Consider the following 14877-nt stretch of genomic DNA (forward strand, 5'->3'; position numbering starts at 1 on the left):
TATGGCATATATCACGAAACGCGGCAGCTCTTACAGCGTCCGCTACACCTATCAGGACGAGCACGGCAAGAGCTGCGACAAATGGGAAAGCTTTCCCACCAAAGAGGAGGCGGTCAAACGTCAGAAGCAGATTGAGCACGAGCTGGCGACCGGCAATTTCCTGATTCCGTCCACGGTGACGGTGGCAGAGTTCCTGATGGACTGGCTGCCCAAGCAGTGCAGCAAGCACAAGTGGGCACCCAAGACCTACCAGTCCAATCTGGCCCTCATCCAGAACCTCATCATCCCCTATATCGGGGAGATGCAGATGCAGAAGCTGCGTCCCTACCACATCGAAGCCCTGTACGACACCTTGAGTAAGACCCCTTGCGGACAGTATGTGGGCGGCAAGCGGCGAGACCTCTCGCCCAAGCAGCAGAAGCGCACCCTCTCCGGCACTACCCTCCATGAGGTCCACCAACTGCTGCACAATTCCTTTCTGCTGGCGGTGGAATGGGGCATCCTCATCAAAAGCCCTGTCCCGGTGGAAGCGCCCAAAAAGACCACCCAAGAGCGCAGCATCTGGGAGGTGGAGGAGATGCGGGCAGCGCTGGACAGCATGGAGGACCCCATCCTCCATCTGGCGGTACACCTGACGCTGGTGGGTGCGCTGCGGGAAGGGGAGGTGGCAGGTCTGACCCCGGAGGACATCGACTTTGATGCCGCCAACGGCATGGGCACCTTCACCGTCAACCGTTCCATGCAGCGGGTGCAGAAGGACACGCTGGCACAGGTGGACAAGGGCTGCATCCTCCGCATCTTCCCGGACAAGCTGGAGGGCAGCAAGACCTCTCTTATCCTGAAGGACACCAAGACCGAAGCCTCCTGCCGCACCATCTTTATGACCGCCGCCCTGCGGGAGGAGCTGAAGCAGTGGCTGGAACGACTGAAGCGGGAAAAAGCCCTCGACCCGGAGCGATACCGCAACAGTGGGATGCTCCTGCGGCTCCCGAATGGTCTGGCGGTGGAGCCGGTGCTCATCCGCAAAAAGTTCCTGAAATGGCAGGACGCACACCCGGAGTTCCCCCGCATCGTGTTCCACGGTCTGCGGCATTCCAGTGCCACCTACCAGTTGATGATCTCCGGCGGCGACATCAAGGCAGTGCAGGGGACCACTGGTCACGCCAGTGCGGATATGCTGGTGAACACCTACGCCCATATCCAACAGTCCTCCCGTGTGGAGCTGGGCAAGAAGTTTGAAAGCGGCTTCTATGCCAAGCCCGACACTCCCAGCCCGCGGGCTGTACCCGCCGCAGGCGAACCCACCATCTCCATGACGGCTCTTTTGGAATTGCTCAAGGATGCCGACCCGGAAATGAAGGCAAAGCTCCGCCTAGCTCTGCTCAGCTGATGCAAAAAAGGGCACTGATTGCAATGCAATACAGCGCCCTACATAATCGGACATGGATAACACCGACCGTGCAAAAACCGTGCAGAAGCCGTGCACTCATGGCTTACAAAACAAAAAAGCCATGAAATCTTTCGATTTCACGGCATTTTCTGGTGCGATGGAAGGGACTCGAACCCCCGGCCTACTGATTCGTAGTCAGTCACTCTATCCAGCTGAGCTACCAACGCATACGTTCCGTTCGGAACATGATGTATTTTATCACTCAGACTGGGTTTTGTCAACCGTTTTTTGCAAATATTTTTATCTTTTTCAAAAAGCAGCATTTTTTATGATTTTTCTTGTATCGTTTTTGTCGTTCTTGTGCTATAATAGCTTTACTATATGTTTTTAATCTGTGTCCGTGCAGGGGTACAGGAGCTTTGCGGGCAGCACCGCGTGGAGGCTGCGCCGCCGGGTTTTCTCTGCAGCGAGACACCACGGAGGGTAGATCCTATGAAACTGGTAAGCGTGGAAACTCCCGAAAAGAGTGTCTGCAAAATGACCTTCAGCGCCAGCCCCGAAGAGCTGGAAGCTGCATCCAACGCCGTTTACGAACGCACCCGCGCCTCCTATACGATCCGCGGCTTCAAGAAGGGCGAAGCGGACCGCGCACAGATCGAGGCTGACCGCGGCGAGCACACCTTCTGGTACGATGCCATCAACGATCTGATGGACAAGGACGTGCCCGCGCTGTATGATGCCGCCATGGCAGAGCACGGCTTTGTGGCTGTTGACAATCCTGTGTACGATCTTGTGAGCGTGAAAAAGGACGAGGGCTTTGTGGCCACTGCCACTGTTGCCCTGCAGCCTGAGCTGAACCTGACCAAGACCACCGGCTTTACCGCCGAGTGCGTCACCCCGGAAGTGACCGACAAGGAGATCGACAATGTGCTGGAGCGCCGCCGCGCTGCTGCCGCTGAGCTGGTGCCGCACAAGGGTCCGGCCGTAAAGGGCAACATCGTACATATCGATTACGAAGGTCTGCTGGAGGGCAAGCCCTTCCAGGGCGGCACCGCAAAGAACCAGGCCGTCCAGTTGGGCAGCGGCCGCATGATCCCCGGCTTTGAAGAGGGCATTCTGGGCCACAAGGCAGGCGAGGAATTCGAGATCTTCGTCACCTTCCCGAACCGTTACCACGCAAAGGATCTGGCCGGTAAACCCGTCGTGTTCAAGGTCAAGCTGATCGACGTATGTGTGCGCCAGATCCCTGCTCTGAACAGCGACTTTGCCAAGAAGGTTGCCAATCTGGACACCATGGACGAGCTGCGTGCACAGGTCAAGCAGCAGCTGCACGACGGAAAGCATGCCGGTGCGCTGAACCGTGCCAAGGATCAGATCCTGACCCAGCTGGCCGATGCTTCTGAGGGCGAACTGCCCAGCGTGCTGGTGGAGACCACCTACCAGCAGCAGATGGAGCAGATCCAGCAGCAGCTGCAGATGCAGCGCCTGAGCCTGGATCGCTACCTGAGCCAGATCCACGAGACCCGCGAGAGCTTTACCGCCAAGGTGCGCTCTTCTGCCGAGAAGACTGCCCGTGTGCACATGGCTCTGCTGCAGATCGCGCAGCAGGAAAATCTGGTGCCCACCGAGGAAGATATCGATAAGGCTCTGGCCGCTCGTGCAGAGCGCGCCAAAAAGACGCTGGAAGAGATCAAGGAAAAATCCGATATTCCCGCCATGCGCCGCAACGAGGGCATCCGCAAGGCTGCCGACTGGGTGATCGAGCACTCCACCATTGAAGAAAAGTAAGTTCTGATACAGAGAAAGCCCGTGCAGTTTCCGGCTGCACGGGCTTTCTTTTTTCATTTGAAGGGCAGGGGATATCAGCTCAGAAGGTTGAAGCCCATAATGACCACGCCCAGCACCACCAGCACAATACCGGTGGCACGGTTCAGGGTCTTGGGGTCTGCCTTATTGGCAAACACAGCGGCAATGCGCGCCCACAGCAGGGTGAACGCCACGCACAGCGCCCAGACGAACCAATTGGGCGCACCGCCGATCATGAAGTGGGAGACAGCACCGGTCAGAGCGGTGAAGGCCATAATGAACACGCTGGTGCCCACGGCGGTCTTCAGCTCGTAGCCCAGCACACTGGTGAGGATGAGCAGCATCATCATGCCGCCGCCTGCGCCGATGAAGCCGCAGATGAAGCCGATGAGCACACCGCACACGATGGACTGGATGGCACGCTTTTTGGCGCTGACACCCTGCATAGCTTCCTTGGTCGTCATGACCGGGCGCACAATGAACTTGATGCCCAGCAGGAAGGTCATGAACACCGAGAAGCCGCCCATGGTGGCCGAGGGCACTCTGCTGGCCACCCAGCTGCCCACCACCGTGAACACCAGCACACTGGCCATCATGATCAGGCCGTTTTTGATATCCAGGTTCTTGTTTTTGTGGTAGGTATAGGCCGAAACGGCGCTGGCCAGCACATCCGAAGAAAGGGCGATGCCCACCGCCATATAGGGGTCCATGTGCAGGAAGGTGATGAGCATGGGGCTGATGACCGCCGCCGCACTCATACCGGCAAAGCCGGTGCCAAGGCCGGCCCCCATGCCGGCAAAAAAGGTGACAAGAACCGTAAACAACACGTTCATTTTATGCGTTCTCCTTTATAATTTCGTCCAGATTTTTCCCGATCAGCTCCATGGTCCGGAAAAAGACCTCCTGATCGGCCGGCTCCACATGATCCAGCAGGCGCTTGAAAAAGGCATTCTGCACCACACGCCCCTTGCGGATGATCGGGTCTGCCTTGCCGGTGCAGAGCAGCTTTGTTTTGCGGCGGTCGCTGGCCACAGCGTACCGTTCCAGATACCCTTCCTGCACCAGCTTATCCACATTCATGGAGACGAGGTTTGCCTTGATATGCCGCACCTCCACGATATCGCGGGCGGTTTTGTAATCCGGGTTGTTGGCAAGAAACAGCAGGATGTCCAGCGCCGTCTGCGACAGGCCAAGCTCCTGACACAGCGGTTTGCAGACGGCATTGTACGCCTGTGCGGTCTTGATGGAAAATTCGATATTCGGGTTCACAGCAGGTCTGTCCTTTCATCTTTGAATGATTCATTTTTGAAGTATTATAGTGCAGAAGAGGGGAGATGTCAAGAGAAAAAGAGGTCCTGAAAAGCCCACAGGCTTTTCAGGACCTCAAAACAAAACGAATATTTCAGAACAGCGCCACAGCCGCCAGACGCACCAGTAAAGCACACAGCCATGCCACGGTGCACTGGTTCACCACCATGATGACCGCCCACTTGTTGCCCAGCTCCCGCTTGACCGATGCCACTGCCGCGATGCAGGGGGTGTACAGCAGGCAGAACACCAGCAGGGGAGCCGCCTGCGCCGGGGTGAGGGCCGCCGACAGCGCAACTTCGGAGCCAAAGAGGATGAGTAGCGAGGACACCACGCTCTCCTTTGCCATGAAGCCGGTGATGAGGGCGGTGGAGATGCGCCAGTCCGCAAAGCCCAAAGGCCCGAACAGCGGGGCGATGTCGCCCGCAATGCGGGCAAGGATGCTGGCCTGCGGGTCGGCGGTCAACCGCAGCTGCAGGTCAAAGTTCTGCAAAAACCAGATGACGATGGTGGCCGCAAAGATCACCGTGAAGGCCTTCTGCAAAAAGTCCCGGGCCTTTTCCCACAGCAGCTGTGCCACGTTTTTCAGGCCGGGCAGGCGGTAGTTGGGCAGCTCCATGACAAAGGGCACCGCCTCGCCCTTGAACACCGTGCTCTTGAGCAGCAGTGCCGCCAGCACGCCCACCACGATGCCGGTAAAGTACAGCAGCACCATCACAAGGCCCGCATACTGCGGGAAGAACGCCGCCGCAAACAGGCTGTAGATGGGCAGCTTTGCCGAACAGCTCATGAACGGGGTGAGCAGGATGGTCATTTTGCGGTCGCGCTCCGAGGGCAGGGTGCGGCTTGCCATGACACCGGGCACGGTGCAGCCAAAGCCGATGAGCATGGGCACGATGCTGCGGCCCGAAAGGCCGATGCGGCGCAGCAGCTTATCCATCACAAAAGCCACGCGGGCCATGTAACCGGTATCCTCCAGCATGGAGAGGAAGAAGAACAGCACCACGATGATGGGCAGAAAGCTCAGCACGCTGCCCACGCCGGTAAAGACGCCGTCGATGAGCAGAGAGTGCACCGCCGCATTGACGTTCCAGTTGGTAAGCGCCGTGTCCACGATGCCGGTCAAGGCATCGATGCCCGTTTCCATCAGGTTCTGAAAGAACAGGCCGATGACGTTGAAGGTGAGGAAGAACACCAGACCCATGATGGCGATAAAGGCCGGGATGGCGGTGTATTTGCCGGTGAGGAATTTGTCGATGCGGTTGGAGCGCAGCTGCTCTTTGCTTTAGTGGGGCTTGACCACCGTCTTGGCCACCAGCTCCTGAATAAAGGAGAACCGCATATCCGCAATGGCGGCGGCGCGGTCCAGCCCGCGCTCCTGCTCCATCTGCACGATGATATGCTCGATCATCTCTTTTTCGTTCTGATCCAGCTTCAGGGCTTCCTCGATGCGCTGGTCGCCCTCCACCAGCTTGGTGGCGGCAAACCGCACCGGAATGCCCGCCGCCTTAGCGTGGTCCTCGATCAGGTGGATGATGCCGTGGATGCAGCGGTGCACCGCGCCGCCGTGGTCGTCCTCACTGCAGAAATCCATGCGGCCGGGCCGCTCCTGATACTTTGCCACATGAAGGGCGTGGTCTACCAGCTCATCCACGCCCTCATTCTTGGCTGCGGAGATGGGAATGACCGGGATGCCCAGCATGGCCTCCATCTTATTGATGCGCACCGTGCCGCCGTTGCCGCGCACCTCGTCCATCATGTTCAGCGCCAGCACCATGGGGGTGTCCAGCTCCATGAGCTGCATGGTCAGGTAGAGGTTGCGCTCGATGTTGGTGGCATCCACGATGTTGATGATGCCGGTGGGCTTTTCGCCGATGATGAATTGGCGGGTGACGATCTCCTCGCTGGAATAGGGGGACATGGAGTAGATGCCCGGCAGGTCGGTGACCTCGGTCTCCGGGTGGCCCTTGATGGCACCGCTCTTGCGGTCCACCGTCACGCCCGGGAAATTGCCCACATGCTGGTTGGAACCGGTGAGCTGGTTGAACAGGGTGGTCTTACCGCAGTTCTGGTTGCCAGCCAGCGCAAAGGTGAGGGTCCTGTCCTCGGGCAGGGGATTCTCCCCCTTTTTAATGTGGTATTTTCCGCCCTCGCCAAGGCCGGGGTGATCCACCATTTTATCATCTGCCGGAGCCGCCGACATTGCCGGGGCCTTTTCGGTGGGGGTGATGCCGATCTGCGCGGCATCGTCCAGCCGGAGGGTCAGCTCATAGCCATGGATGCGCAGCTCCATGGGGTCGCCCATGGGTGCCAGCTTGACCAGCGTGACCTCTACCCCCGGGATCAGGCCCATATCCAGAAAATGCTGGCGCAGTGCGCCGCTGCCGCCGACGGTATCCACAACAGCGCTTTTTCCGATCTGCAATTCTTTTAATGTCATAAGATCGACCTTCTCATTTTATCCACTGTCAACGTGTGTTAGTTTGTGTTAACAATAGTAATATAGGCTAACTTTGCGCGGTTGTCAATAGATAATATGGGGGAGATGCCTGCAAATCGAACCCTCTCAGACTCACTTTGTTCGCCAGCTCCCCCGAAGGGGGAGCTTTATTTGTGCTGACCGGAAGAAGCCAAGAAGCTCCCCCCCTCGGGGGAGCTGGCATCGCGCAGCGATGACTGAGAGGGTTCGGCTTTTGGCATGGCGGCACAGTTTCCGGTTGAATTGCGAAGTGCACGGTTTCACCAGAGGCTCCCTCTCCGAGAGAGCCGGCAAAGTCGTCAGGTTTTGGCCGAGGGAGCTCACGCAAAAAAGCCGTGCCCCCTCTTTTCAGAGAATGCACGGCTTTGAAAGTTTATGCGTTTACTTCACAGTGTGGTAGCCATCGGGGTTGTTCTTCTGCCAGTTCCAGCTGTCGGCACACATTTCCTCGATGCCGTATTCCGCCACCCAGCCAAGCTCGTTCTTTGCCTTGGTGGGGTCTGCATAGCACTCGGCAATGTCGCCGGGGCGGCGCGGGTCGATCACATAGGGGATCTCCTTACCGCAGGCCTTGGAGAATGCGTGGATCACATCCAGCACGCTGTAGCCCTTGCCAGTGCCCAGATTGCAGATGAACAGGCCGCAGTTCGTTTCCAGCTTCTTGATGGCGCACACATGGCCGCGGGCCAGATCCACCACGTGGATGTAGTCGCGCACGCCGGTGCCGTCCGGGGTGGGATAGTCGTTGCCAAAGACATGCACCTTTTCCAGCTTGCCAACGGCCACCTTGGCGATGTAGGGCATGAGGTTATTGGGGATGCCGTTGGGGTCCTCGCCGATGAGGCCGGACTTGTGCGCACCAATGGGGTTGAAGTAGCGCAGCAGGGCCACGTTCAGGCTGGGGTCTGCCTTGCACACATCCTGCAGGATGCGCTCGGTGAACACCTTGGTCGTGCCGTAGGGGTTGGTGGTGGCACCGGTGGGGAAGTCCTCGGTGATGGGCACGCTGGCGGGGTCGCCATAGACGGTTGCGGAAGAGCTGAACACGAAGTTGTGGCAGTTGTGATGGCGCATCACGTCCAGAATGACCAGCGTGCAGTTGAGGTTGTTGTAATAGTATTCAATGGGCTTGGAAACACTCTCGCCCACGGCCTTGTAGGCTGCAAACTGGATCACAGCAGTAATGTCCGGGCACTCAGAGAAGATGTGCTCCACATCCTCGTGCTTGGTCATATCTGCCTTGTAAAAGCGGAAGTCCTTGCCGGTGATCTGCTTGATGCGGTCCAGCACCACCGGAGATGCATTATAATAGTTATCTGCCACAACAACGTCGTAGCCAGCGTTCAGCAGTTCGATGCAGGTGTGGCTGCCGATATAACCGGCGCCGCCGGAAACCAAAATTGCCATAGCCTAGTACCTCTCTCACTCATTTACATTACAGTTGATGCCGGCATTCCCCGGCCTTGCCTAAAGAATACCGCTTTTATGGCTCAGAATCAAGGGATGCGTCTTCTATTTAGATGAATTTTTGTTGCATCTTTGTTTTTGAGATTTTGATTTAAAAACGTTTTTTGGCATTTTGTCATGGATAAAAGGCACGGTTTGTGCAAAACATAGAAATGGTGTCAGCATCCTCGCCCTCTCAGGCGCTGACGCGCCAGCTCTCCCAAAGGGAGAGCCCTTGGCAAAACCGGGAACTTTGCGTGGACTGCCAAAGGCTCCCACTTTGAGGAAAGACTTCCCCCGGCCGGGGGAAGATGTCACCGCAGGTGACAAAAAGGGGAATCTGGCATCGCGTAGCGATGCCTGAGAGGGCGAGCCCGCTATAAGCAATTCCACTTACGCAAAAAACGTCTGCCGGAGCAGACGTTTTTGTGTGGTGCATCATTTTTTACAATTTTCCGCACTGCTTGCCGGTGAAAAAGCGCAGGGTGGTGGTGGCGCGGAACACCTTGCCTGCCCGCAGCACCGTGGTGGGGAACTCCGGGTGGGAAGGGCTGCAGGGGTAATGCTGGGTCTCCAGCGCAAAGCCGCCGTACTTCTGCATGGGCACGCCGCCCTTGCCGGGGGTGGGGCAGTCCTGCAAAAAGTTTCCGGTGTACAACTGGATGCCCGGCTGGGTGGTGTACAGCTTCATGCTGATGCCGGTCTTTTCACTGGTGACCCATGCGCAGATGCTCTGGCTGGAGCCGCGGGCGCGGTCGATCACAAAGCAGTGGTCGTAGCCACCGCCCACCATGGTGGTCTGGGCAAAGCCGGTATCGATATCCCGGCCAATGAGCTTTCCCTCGGTAAAATCCATGGGGGTGTTTGCCACCGGCAGAATGGCACCGGTGGGGCAGGTCTGATTGTTGCCTTCCAGATAGTTGGAGGCATAGATGCGCAGCTTCTGGCCCAGAATATCGCCCTCACCGTTCAGGTTGAAGTAGCTGTGGTTCGTGAGGTTCACGATGGTATCCGCATCCGAAGAGACGCGGTAATCCATGCGGAAGGTATTGTCCTCGGTGAGGGTATAGCGCACCGCCAACTTCAGGTTGCCGGGAAAGCCGTCCTCGCCGTCCGGGCTCTCGGCCTCCATCAGCAGGGTATCGCCAAAGGCCTTCACCCGGTACAGCTTACGGGAGAAGCAGCCGTGCAGGTGGTTGGGACCGTTGTTTGCTTCCAGCTGGTAGGTCTTGCCGCCCACGCTGAAGGTGGCATTCTCGATGCGGTTTGCATAGCGGCCCACGAACGCGCCGCAGCAGGTGCTGCCGGAGGACGTGAAGTCATCCTCATAATCTGCCATGGTGTCGTGGCCCAGCACGACATCCACCGGGCCGTTCTTGGCCGGAACGATGATGTTTTTAATGATGCATCCGTAGTCCAGAACGCTCACCGTCAGGCCGCCGGGGTTGGAAAGGATGTACTCTGTAACATTTGCGCCCTGTTTGGTCACACCGAAGGGCTTGGAGCGGATCTGTGCCATTGGGCATTCGCCTCCTCAGATTTTACTCGGACATACAGTCAGGCAGACTTCCACTGTATTCTATCTTATTTATGATTATATCACAGTTTTATATCTTTGTGGGGAACGGATTTTAGAATTTGCATCCAATTTTTCCAGCTATTTTTTGTTGAAATTATTCAGTTGGCGGGGTATGCAGCCAGAAAGATGTGCTTCCCGCGCAGAGCGTTTTCGCGTGGATCAAGTTTCATGCCTTTTGTAAAAAGCATTACCGCCGGGTACGTTCTCTTTTGCGTGCCAAAAGAGAACCAGAAAAGCACCCGCTACTTTCGAGGCGCGGGAGGCACGAACTAGGGGCTGCTCGCCCCTAGTAACCCCAAAGCAGAAAGGCTCCATACAAAAAATCCAAGTCGCTCCGCTAGAGGATTTTTTGTGTTGCGCCGATTTTGAGTCGCTGCGCGACGGCGGTACGCCGACAGCAGCAGATGCCGCTTCCCGTTACGACCTTTCCCGTGAAAACGCAATGCCGGGCGGTCCGCAGACCGCCCGGCATTGCTCTATTATAAATAATTCTTCCGCTGATGATACGCAAAGCAAAGCGGCGCGCATTCTAAATCGTCATGCTGTCGTCAGGCTTCCGGCTGTGCCGTGCCCGCAGACTTCTGCGCCGCAATGAACTCGGCTGCATCGTCCGGGATGTCGTCCAGATCATCGTCACTGCCAACATCCACGTTGAGCGGCGGCTTCTTGAACAGGATATCGTACAGCACCGGAACGATATACAGGGTCATCAGGGTGGCGTAGCTCAGGCCGCAGATGATGACGATGGCCATGCCGCTCATCAGCTGGCTTGCCATATCGCCGCTGAACACCAGCTGCAGCATAGCCAGCACGGTGGTCAGGGTGGTCATGAGGATGGGGCGCATACGGGTCTTGCCGGTAGCCACCAGCGCAGCGCGGCGCTCCATGCCGCCAATGCGCAGCTGGTTTGCATAGTCCACGAACACGATGCCGTTGTTGACAACAGTGCCCATCAGCACGATGAAGCCCATCAGGGAAATCATGGTGAGCTGCTGGCCGGTGATCAGCAGGCCCAGCAGGCCGCCGGTAAAGGCCAGCGGCACCGTGAACAGCACGATGAAGGGGGACAGCAGGCTCTGGAACTGTGCCACCATGACCAGATATACAAAGGGCAGGGCCAGAGCCATCCACTGCACCATTTCGTTCACCATGTAGTCGGTGCCCTCGGTCTCGCCGCCCAGCGTGGTGCTGCAGCCCTCCGGCATCTCACCGCTGGCTGCGTACTCATCCAGCTTCTTCTGCAGCACGCGGGACTGCACCATGGTGTTGTAGCCCTTCAGCGTATCTGCCGTAACGGTGACAAACTCGGTCTGGTTCTCGCTGGTAATGGCATCCGGTGCGGTGCCGGTGGTCCAGCTGGCGATATCGTTCAGGGTGCAGGTACCATTGGTCACTGTGCCATCTGCCGACATTTCGGTGGTCTCAAAGGTAAGCTCCATCATGTTTTCCTTGGTGACGGGGTCCAGATTGTCCGTGATCTGGACATCCATGGTGGTGCCGTTCACCGTGACGGGGGTCTGGGCGGTGGCGGTGGTGGTGAGCTTTGCCGCGATCTGCTGGTACACCTGCGCAACGGTCAGGCCGTAGGCGCGCACCTTGTCGCGGTCCACCTTCAGGATAATGGTGGCATCGCCGCTGCCAAGGCCGTTGTCCGCATTGGCAAAGCCCTCGGTATCGTTGACGATCTCCATTACCTTCTCGGAAACGGTGGTCAGCGTTTCCGGATCCTTGCCGTAGACCTTGACCGACAGGCCGGTGGCCAGCTGGCTGGTCAGATCATCGGTCATGCCGTACAGCTTGACCTCAGCGGTGCAATTCTCGATCTGGGACACTGCATCCTCCATGGCCTGCCGGGTCTTTTCCACCTCACGGGAGGAAAGGCTCTTGCTCATCATAACATTGATCTTGTATCTGCCGTAGGCATTGGCGGAGTTCAGGATATCGGTAATGGCGGTGGGCAAGCCCAGCTGGCTGATATCCAGACCGGCCATGCTGGTGTCGGTGGTGATGCCCACCTCTTCCACGTTTTCTACATTCAGGGCCGCCTCTGCCACCTGGCCCGCAATGGCATAGGATTCCTCCTTGGTCAGGCCGTCGGCGGTGGACAGGGTGATCTGCGCCTCGTTGCTGGTGATACTGGGCAGCAGCTCCACGCCCATGTTCAGCACCTGCCAGCCGCTGAACACCAGCAGCACCACCGCCGCGATCAGGGGCAGGGCACGGTGCTGCAGGCACCATTCCAGACTATGGGCATACTTTTCCTGCACCTTTTCAAACCAGGTAAGGCGCTTGGGTTCAGCTTTTTTCAGCACAGTAGAGGATGCCGCCGGGACCACCGTGAGCGCCACGATGAGGGAGGCCATCAGGCAGTAACCGATGCACAGGGACATGGGCATCATCAGGCTGCGCACAATGCTGGCCGAGAACACCACCGGCAGGAACACGCACACCGAGGTAAGGGTGGAGGCCACCACCGACATGCCCACCTGTTTTGTGCCCTGCACGGCAGCGCGGGCCGCAGGCACGCCGCGGCTGCGCAGACGGTAGACGTTCTCAATGACGACCACCGAGTTATCCACCAGCATACCAATGCCGAGGGAAAGGCCGGCCAGGGTCATCACGTTCAGGTCCAGCCCGGTAAAGTACATGAGCACCACCGCGAACAGAACGGACAGCGGGATGCTGATGCCGACCACGAGGGTGGGCTTGATATCCTTCAGGAAGATGGCCAGCACGATGATGGCCAGTGCAGCGCCCACCACCATGCTGGTGAGGATGCTCTGGATGACGATGGTGATGTAGTTGCCCTGATTGGACAGCACCACCATGTGCAGGCCGTCGTATTGTTTTTCCAGCTCTTTAAATGCGGTCAGGCAGTTGTCGGAGACCTCGCCTGCACTGGAAGTCGCATTCTTATAGATTTTGAGGATGGATGCCTTTTCGCCGTTCAGGCGGGTGTAGCTGTCGGCGGAGTTATCAATGACCTCCACATCCGCCACATCAGAAAGGCGCACGTCGCCGTAGCCCTCCACATGCAGCAGCAGGGCACCGCTGATATCCTTCACACTGTTGTACTCTTCGCCGACTTTCAGCAGCCAGGACTCGCCGTCCTTATCCTGCACGTAACCGGCCGGCATGGAGAAGTTCTGGGCATAGATGAGCTGCGCCAGCGTTTCAATGTCCAGCTGCTTTGTCACATCGGCCTGTGCCAGAGCGTTGGTCTTGGCCGTCTCGTACTCTGCCTTGGCAGCCTCCAGCTGCTTTTCGTACTCGTTCAGCATTTCACGCGCTTCGGTGAACTGCATATAGGCGTTGAGCTGCTGCTGGGAGAAGCTGCCCAGCGCACCGGAGAACTCGCTCATCAGCTGCGGCACATTGTCCATGGCCTTGATGGTGCTTTCCAGCGCGTTGTAGATCACATTCAGGCTTTCCTGCAGCTGCATCTCATTGGCAAGATCTTCCGCCGTGCTGCCCTCGGAGCCGGTCTCGGTATTCACGCGCTCCTGCAGCTTCTGCAGGGCGGTAGTGAGCTTATCGGTAATGGTGCGCAGCTCAGCCACAATATCGATCAGAGAGTCGATATCCCGCATACCGGTCTCGTTGAACTTGTCCATGACCTTCTGCAGACCGTCGCGCACCTCGATCAGGGCCTGCTGGATCTCAGGCTCCTTGACCACAGCGATCAGGTCGTTCACGCTCTCCAGAAGAGCCTGCGCCTGCGCGCGCACCGTTTCCACTGCGGCGCCCACCTCGGTGCTCATCTGGCTCATGACCGAGTTGGACACCGTATTGCCAAAGTTTTTCAGCTGCTTTTCGTATTCCTTGCGTCCGGCGGTGATCTGTGCCTCGGCGCTTTCCAGCTGGGAGCGGGCTTCAGCCAGCTGGGTATCGATCAGTTCCAGCAGCTTTGCGTTGATCTCGTCGATCTTATCCTGATTGAGCTGCACCTGCACCAGCTTTTCCACCAGACCGCTGGACGAAACGCTGGACACACCGCCCTTGCGCTGCACTTCCGGCACAAGGGTGTTCTGGATAAACTCAGAAAGCTCGTACTGGTCGGCACCTTCGCGGCTGACAGCCACCGTCATGAAAGCGTTCATGTTCAGGCTGTACTCAATGATGGAGGGGGTCAGGCAGGTGCTGGGCAGGTCGCTTTTGGCCTGATCCAGCTTGTTGGACACCTTGACCAGCGCGCTGTTCATATCCGTATCCTCGGTAAACTCCATCAGCAGCAGGCTGTAGTTTTCTGCCGATGTTGCGGTGATCTTGGACACGCCCGGCACTGTGAGCGAGTTCTGCAGCACATCCGAGACCTCGCTCTCCACGCGCTCCGGGCTTGCACCAGGATACACGGTGACCACCATCAGATACGGTGTGTTCACGTTGGGCAGCAGGTTCGTATCCATCTTTGTGACCGCCACAAAGCCCAGGATCAGGATCATGACCACTGCAACCAGCACCGTAAACGGCTTTTTGACACTGAATTTTTCCATTTTCTCCTACCGTTTCTCTGCCTTGCCGCAAAGCAGGACAGCTGCTTTCCCTGCGGGAAAGGCTACACTTCAACATTTTTATTATACACGCAAGCCCCCGCCTTGCAAGAGCGGGGTGGGATTCTTTTGCGATTCTTTGGATACTTTCGCAAGATTTTAACATTTGCCGTTCCGTTTTTCCATTTTCCGGCTGCGGGTGCGACCAAATTCGGTCAGTCTTCCTTTATGGATACGCGGCAGCAGGGCAGATTGTTGCACCTTTTTAAAATTTTTCTGCCAAAGCGCCAGAGCCGCTTTTTGTTTTTTGCGTGGAAATGTGCATTTGAATATGTTATACTAGAGTACAGAATGGATCAGCAGGCTCTTTTTCGGGCCT

At 57.5% G+C, this 14877-nt stretch carries 7 protein-coding genes, 1 tRNA gene and 1 pseudogene; 2 read left to right on the forward strand and 7 right to left on the reverse strand.

What is annotated here, in order from left to right; all coding sequences use genetic code 11:
* Window position 1 precedes the first annotated feature (1 nt).
* A complete protein-coding gene (locus J3348_RS09620) occupies window positions 2–1390 on the forward strand; it encodes a site-specific integrase (RefSeq protein WP_207698861.1) in 1389 nt (462 codons plus the stop codon).
* A gap of 150 nt (window positions 1391–1540) precedes the next feature.
* Here J3348_RS09620 and J3348_RS09625 read toward each other — a convergent pair.
* Window positions 1541–1617, reverse strand: a tRNA-Arg gene (locus J3348_RS09625).
* 265 nt (window positions 1618–1882) lie between these two features.
* On the opposite strand from J3348_RS09625, the gene tig reads away from it, so the two are divergent.
* Complete coding sequence (tig, locus tag J3348_RS09630; RefSeq protein ID WP_207698862.1) at window positions 1883–3178, forward strand: trigger factor; 1296 nt, start codon at window positions 1883–1885, stop codon at window positions 3176–3178.
* Window positions 3179–3252: 74 nt separating this feature from the next.
* Here tig and J3348_RS09635 read toward each other — a convergent pair whose 3' ends face one another.
* The 6 genes and pseudogenes from J3348_RS09635 to J3348_RS09660 form a co-directional block, all read right to left on the reverse strand.
* Window positions 3253–4029: a sulfite exporter TauE/SafE family protein gene (locus tag J3348_RS09635; RefSeq protein ID WP_207698863.1), complete on the reverse strand. Its 777-nt coding sequence runs from the start codon at window positions 4027–4029 to the stop codon at window positions 3253–3255.
* A 1-nt stretch (window position 4030) separates the two neighbouring features.
* Window positions 4031–4465: a MarR family transcriptional regulator gene (locus J3348_RS09640; RefSeq protein WP_005939340.1), complete on the reverse strand. Its 435-nt coding sequence runs from the start codon at window positions 4463–4465 to the stop codon at window positions 4031–4033.
* Between the two features lie 133 nt (window positions 4466–4598).
* Window positions 4599–6944 (reverse strand): annotated as a pseudogene (gene feoB / locus J3348_RS09645) (ferrous iron transport protein B).
* 420 nt (window positions 6945–7364) lie between these two features.
* Window positions 7365–8390 (reverse strand): UDP-glucose 4-epimerase GalE, encoded by a 1026-nt coding sequence (gene galE / locus J3348_RS09650; protein ID WP_005937424.1) that lies wholly within the window; start codon window positions 8388–8390, stop codon window positions 7365–7367.
* 484 nt (window positions 8391–8874) lie between these two features.
* On the reverse strand, window positions 8875–9948 hold the full coding sequence (locus J3348_RS09655) for an aldose epimerase family protein (RefSeq protein ID WP_005938695.1): 1074 nt from the start codon (window positions 9946–9948) through the stop codon (window positions 8875–8877).
* 608 nt (window positions 9949–10556) lie between these two features.
* A complete protein-coding gene (locus tag J3348_RS09660) occupies window positions 10557–14501 on the reverse strand; it encodes an efflux RND transporter permease subunit (protein WP_207698864.1) in 3945 nt (1314 codons plus the stop codon).
* Window positions 14502–14877 lie beyond the last annotated feature (376 nt).

The organism is Faecalibacterium sp. Marseille-Q4896 (assembly GCF_017377615.1).
Taxonomy (GTDB): Bacteria; Bacillota; Clostridia; order Oscillospirales; family Ruminococcaceae; genus Faecalibacterium; species Faecalibacterium taiwanense.

What these genes read in the sequence shown, in the direction of transcription:
- galE (WP_005937424.1), bottom strand. Translation starts at nt 8,390, where the DNA reads ATGGCAATTTTGGTTTCCGGCGGCGCCGGTTATATCGGCAGCCACACC.
- J3348_RS09660 (WP_207698864.1), bottom strand. Translation starts at nt 14,501, where the DNA reads ATGGAAAAATTCAGTGTCAAAAAGCCGTTTACGGTGCTGGTTGCAGTG.
- J3348_RS09635 (WP_207698863.1), bottom strand. Translation starts at nt 4,029, where the DNA reads ATGAACGTGTTGTTTACGGTTCTTGTCACCTTTTTTGCCGGCATGGGG.
- J3348_RS09655 (WP_005938695.1), bottom strand. Translation starts at nt 9,948, where the DNA reads ATGGCACAGATCCGCTCCAAGCCCTTCGGTGTGACCAAACAGGGCGCA.
- J3348_RS09620 (WP_207698861.1), top strand. Translation starts at nt 2, where the DNA reads ATGGCATATATCACGAAACGCGGCAGCTCTTACAGCGTCCGCTACACC.
- tig (WP_207698862.1), top strand. Translation starts at nt 1,883, where the DNA reads ATGAAACTGGTAAGCGTGGAAACTCCCGAAAAGAGTGTCTGCAAAATG.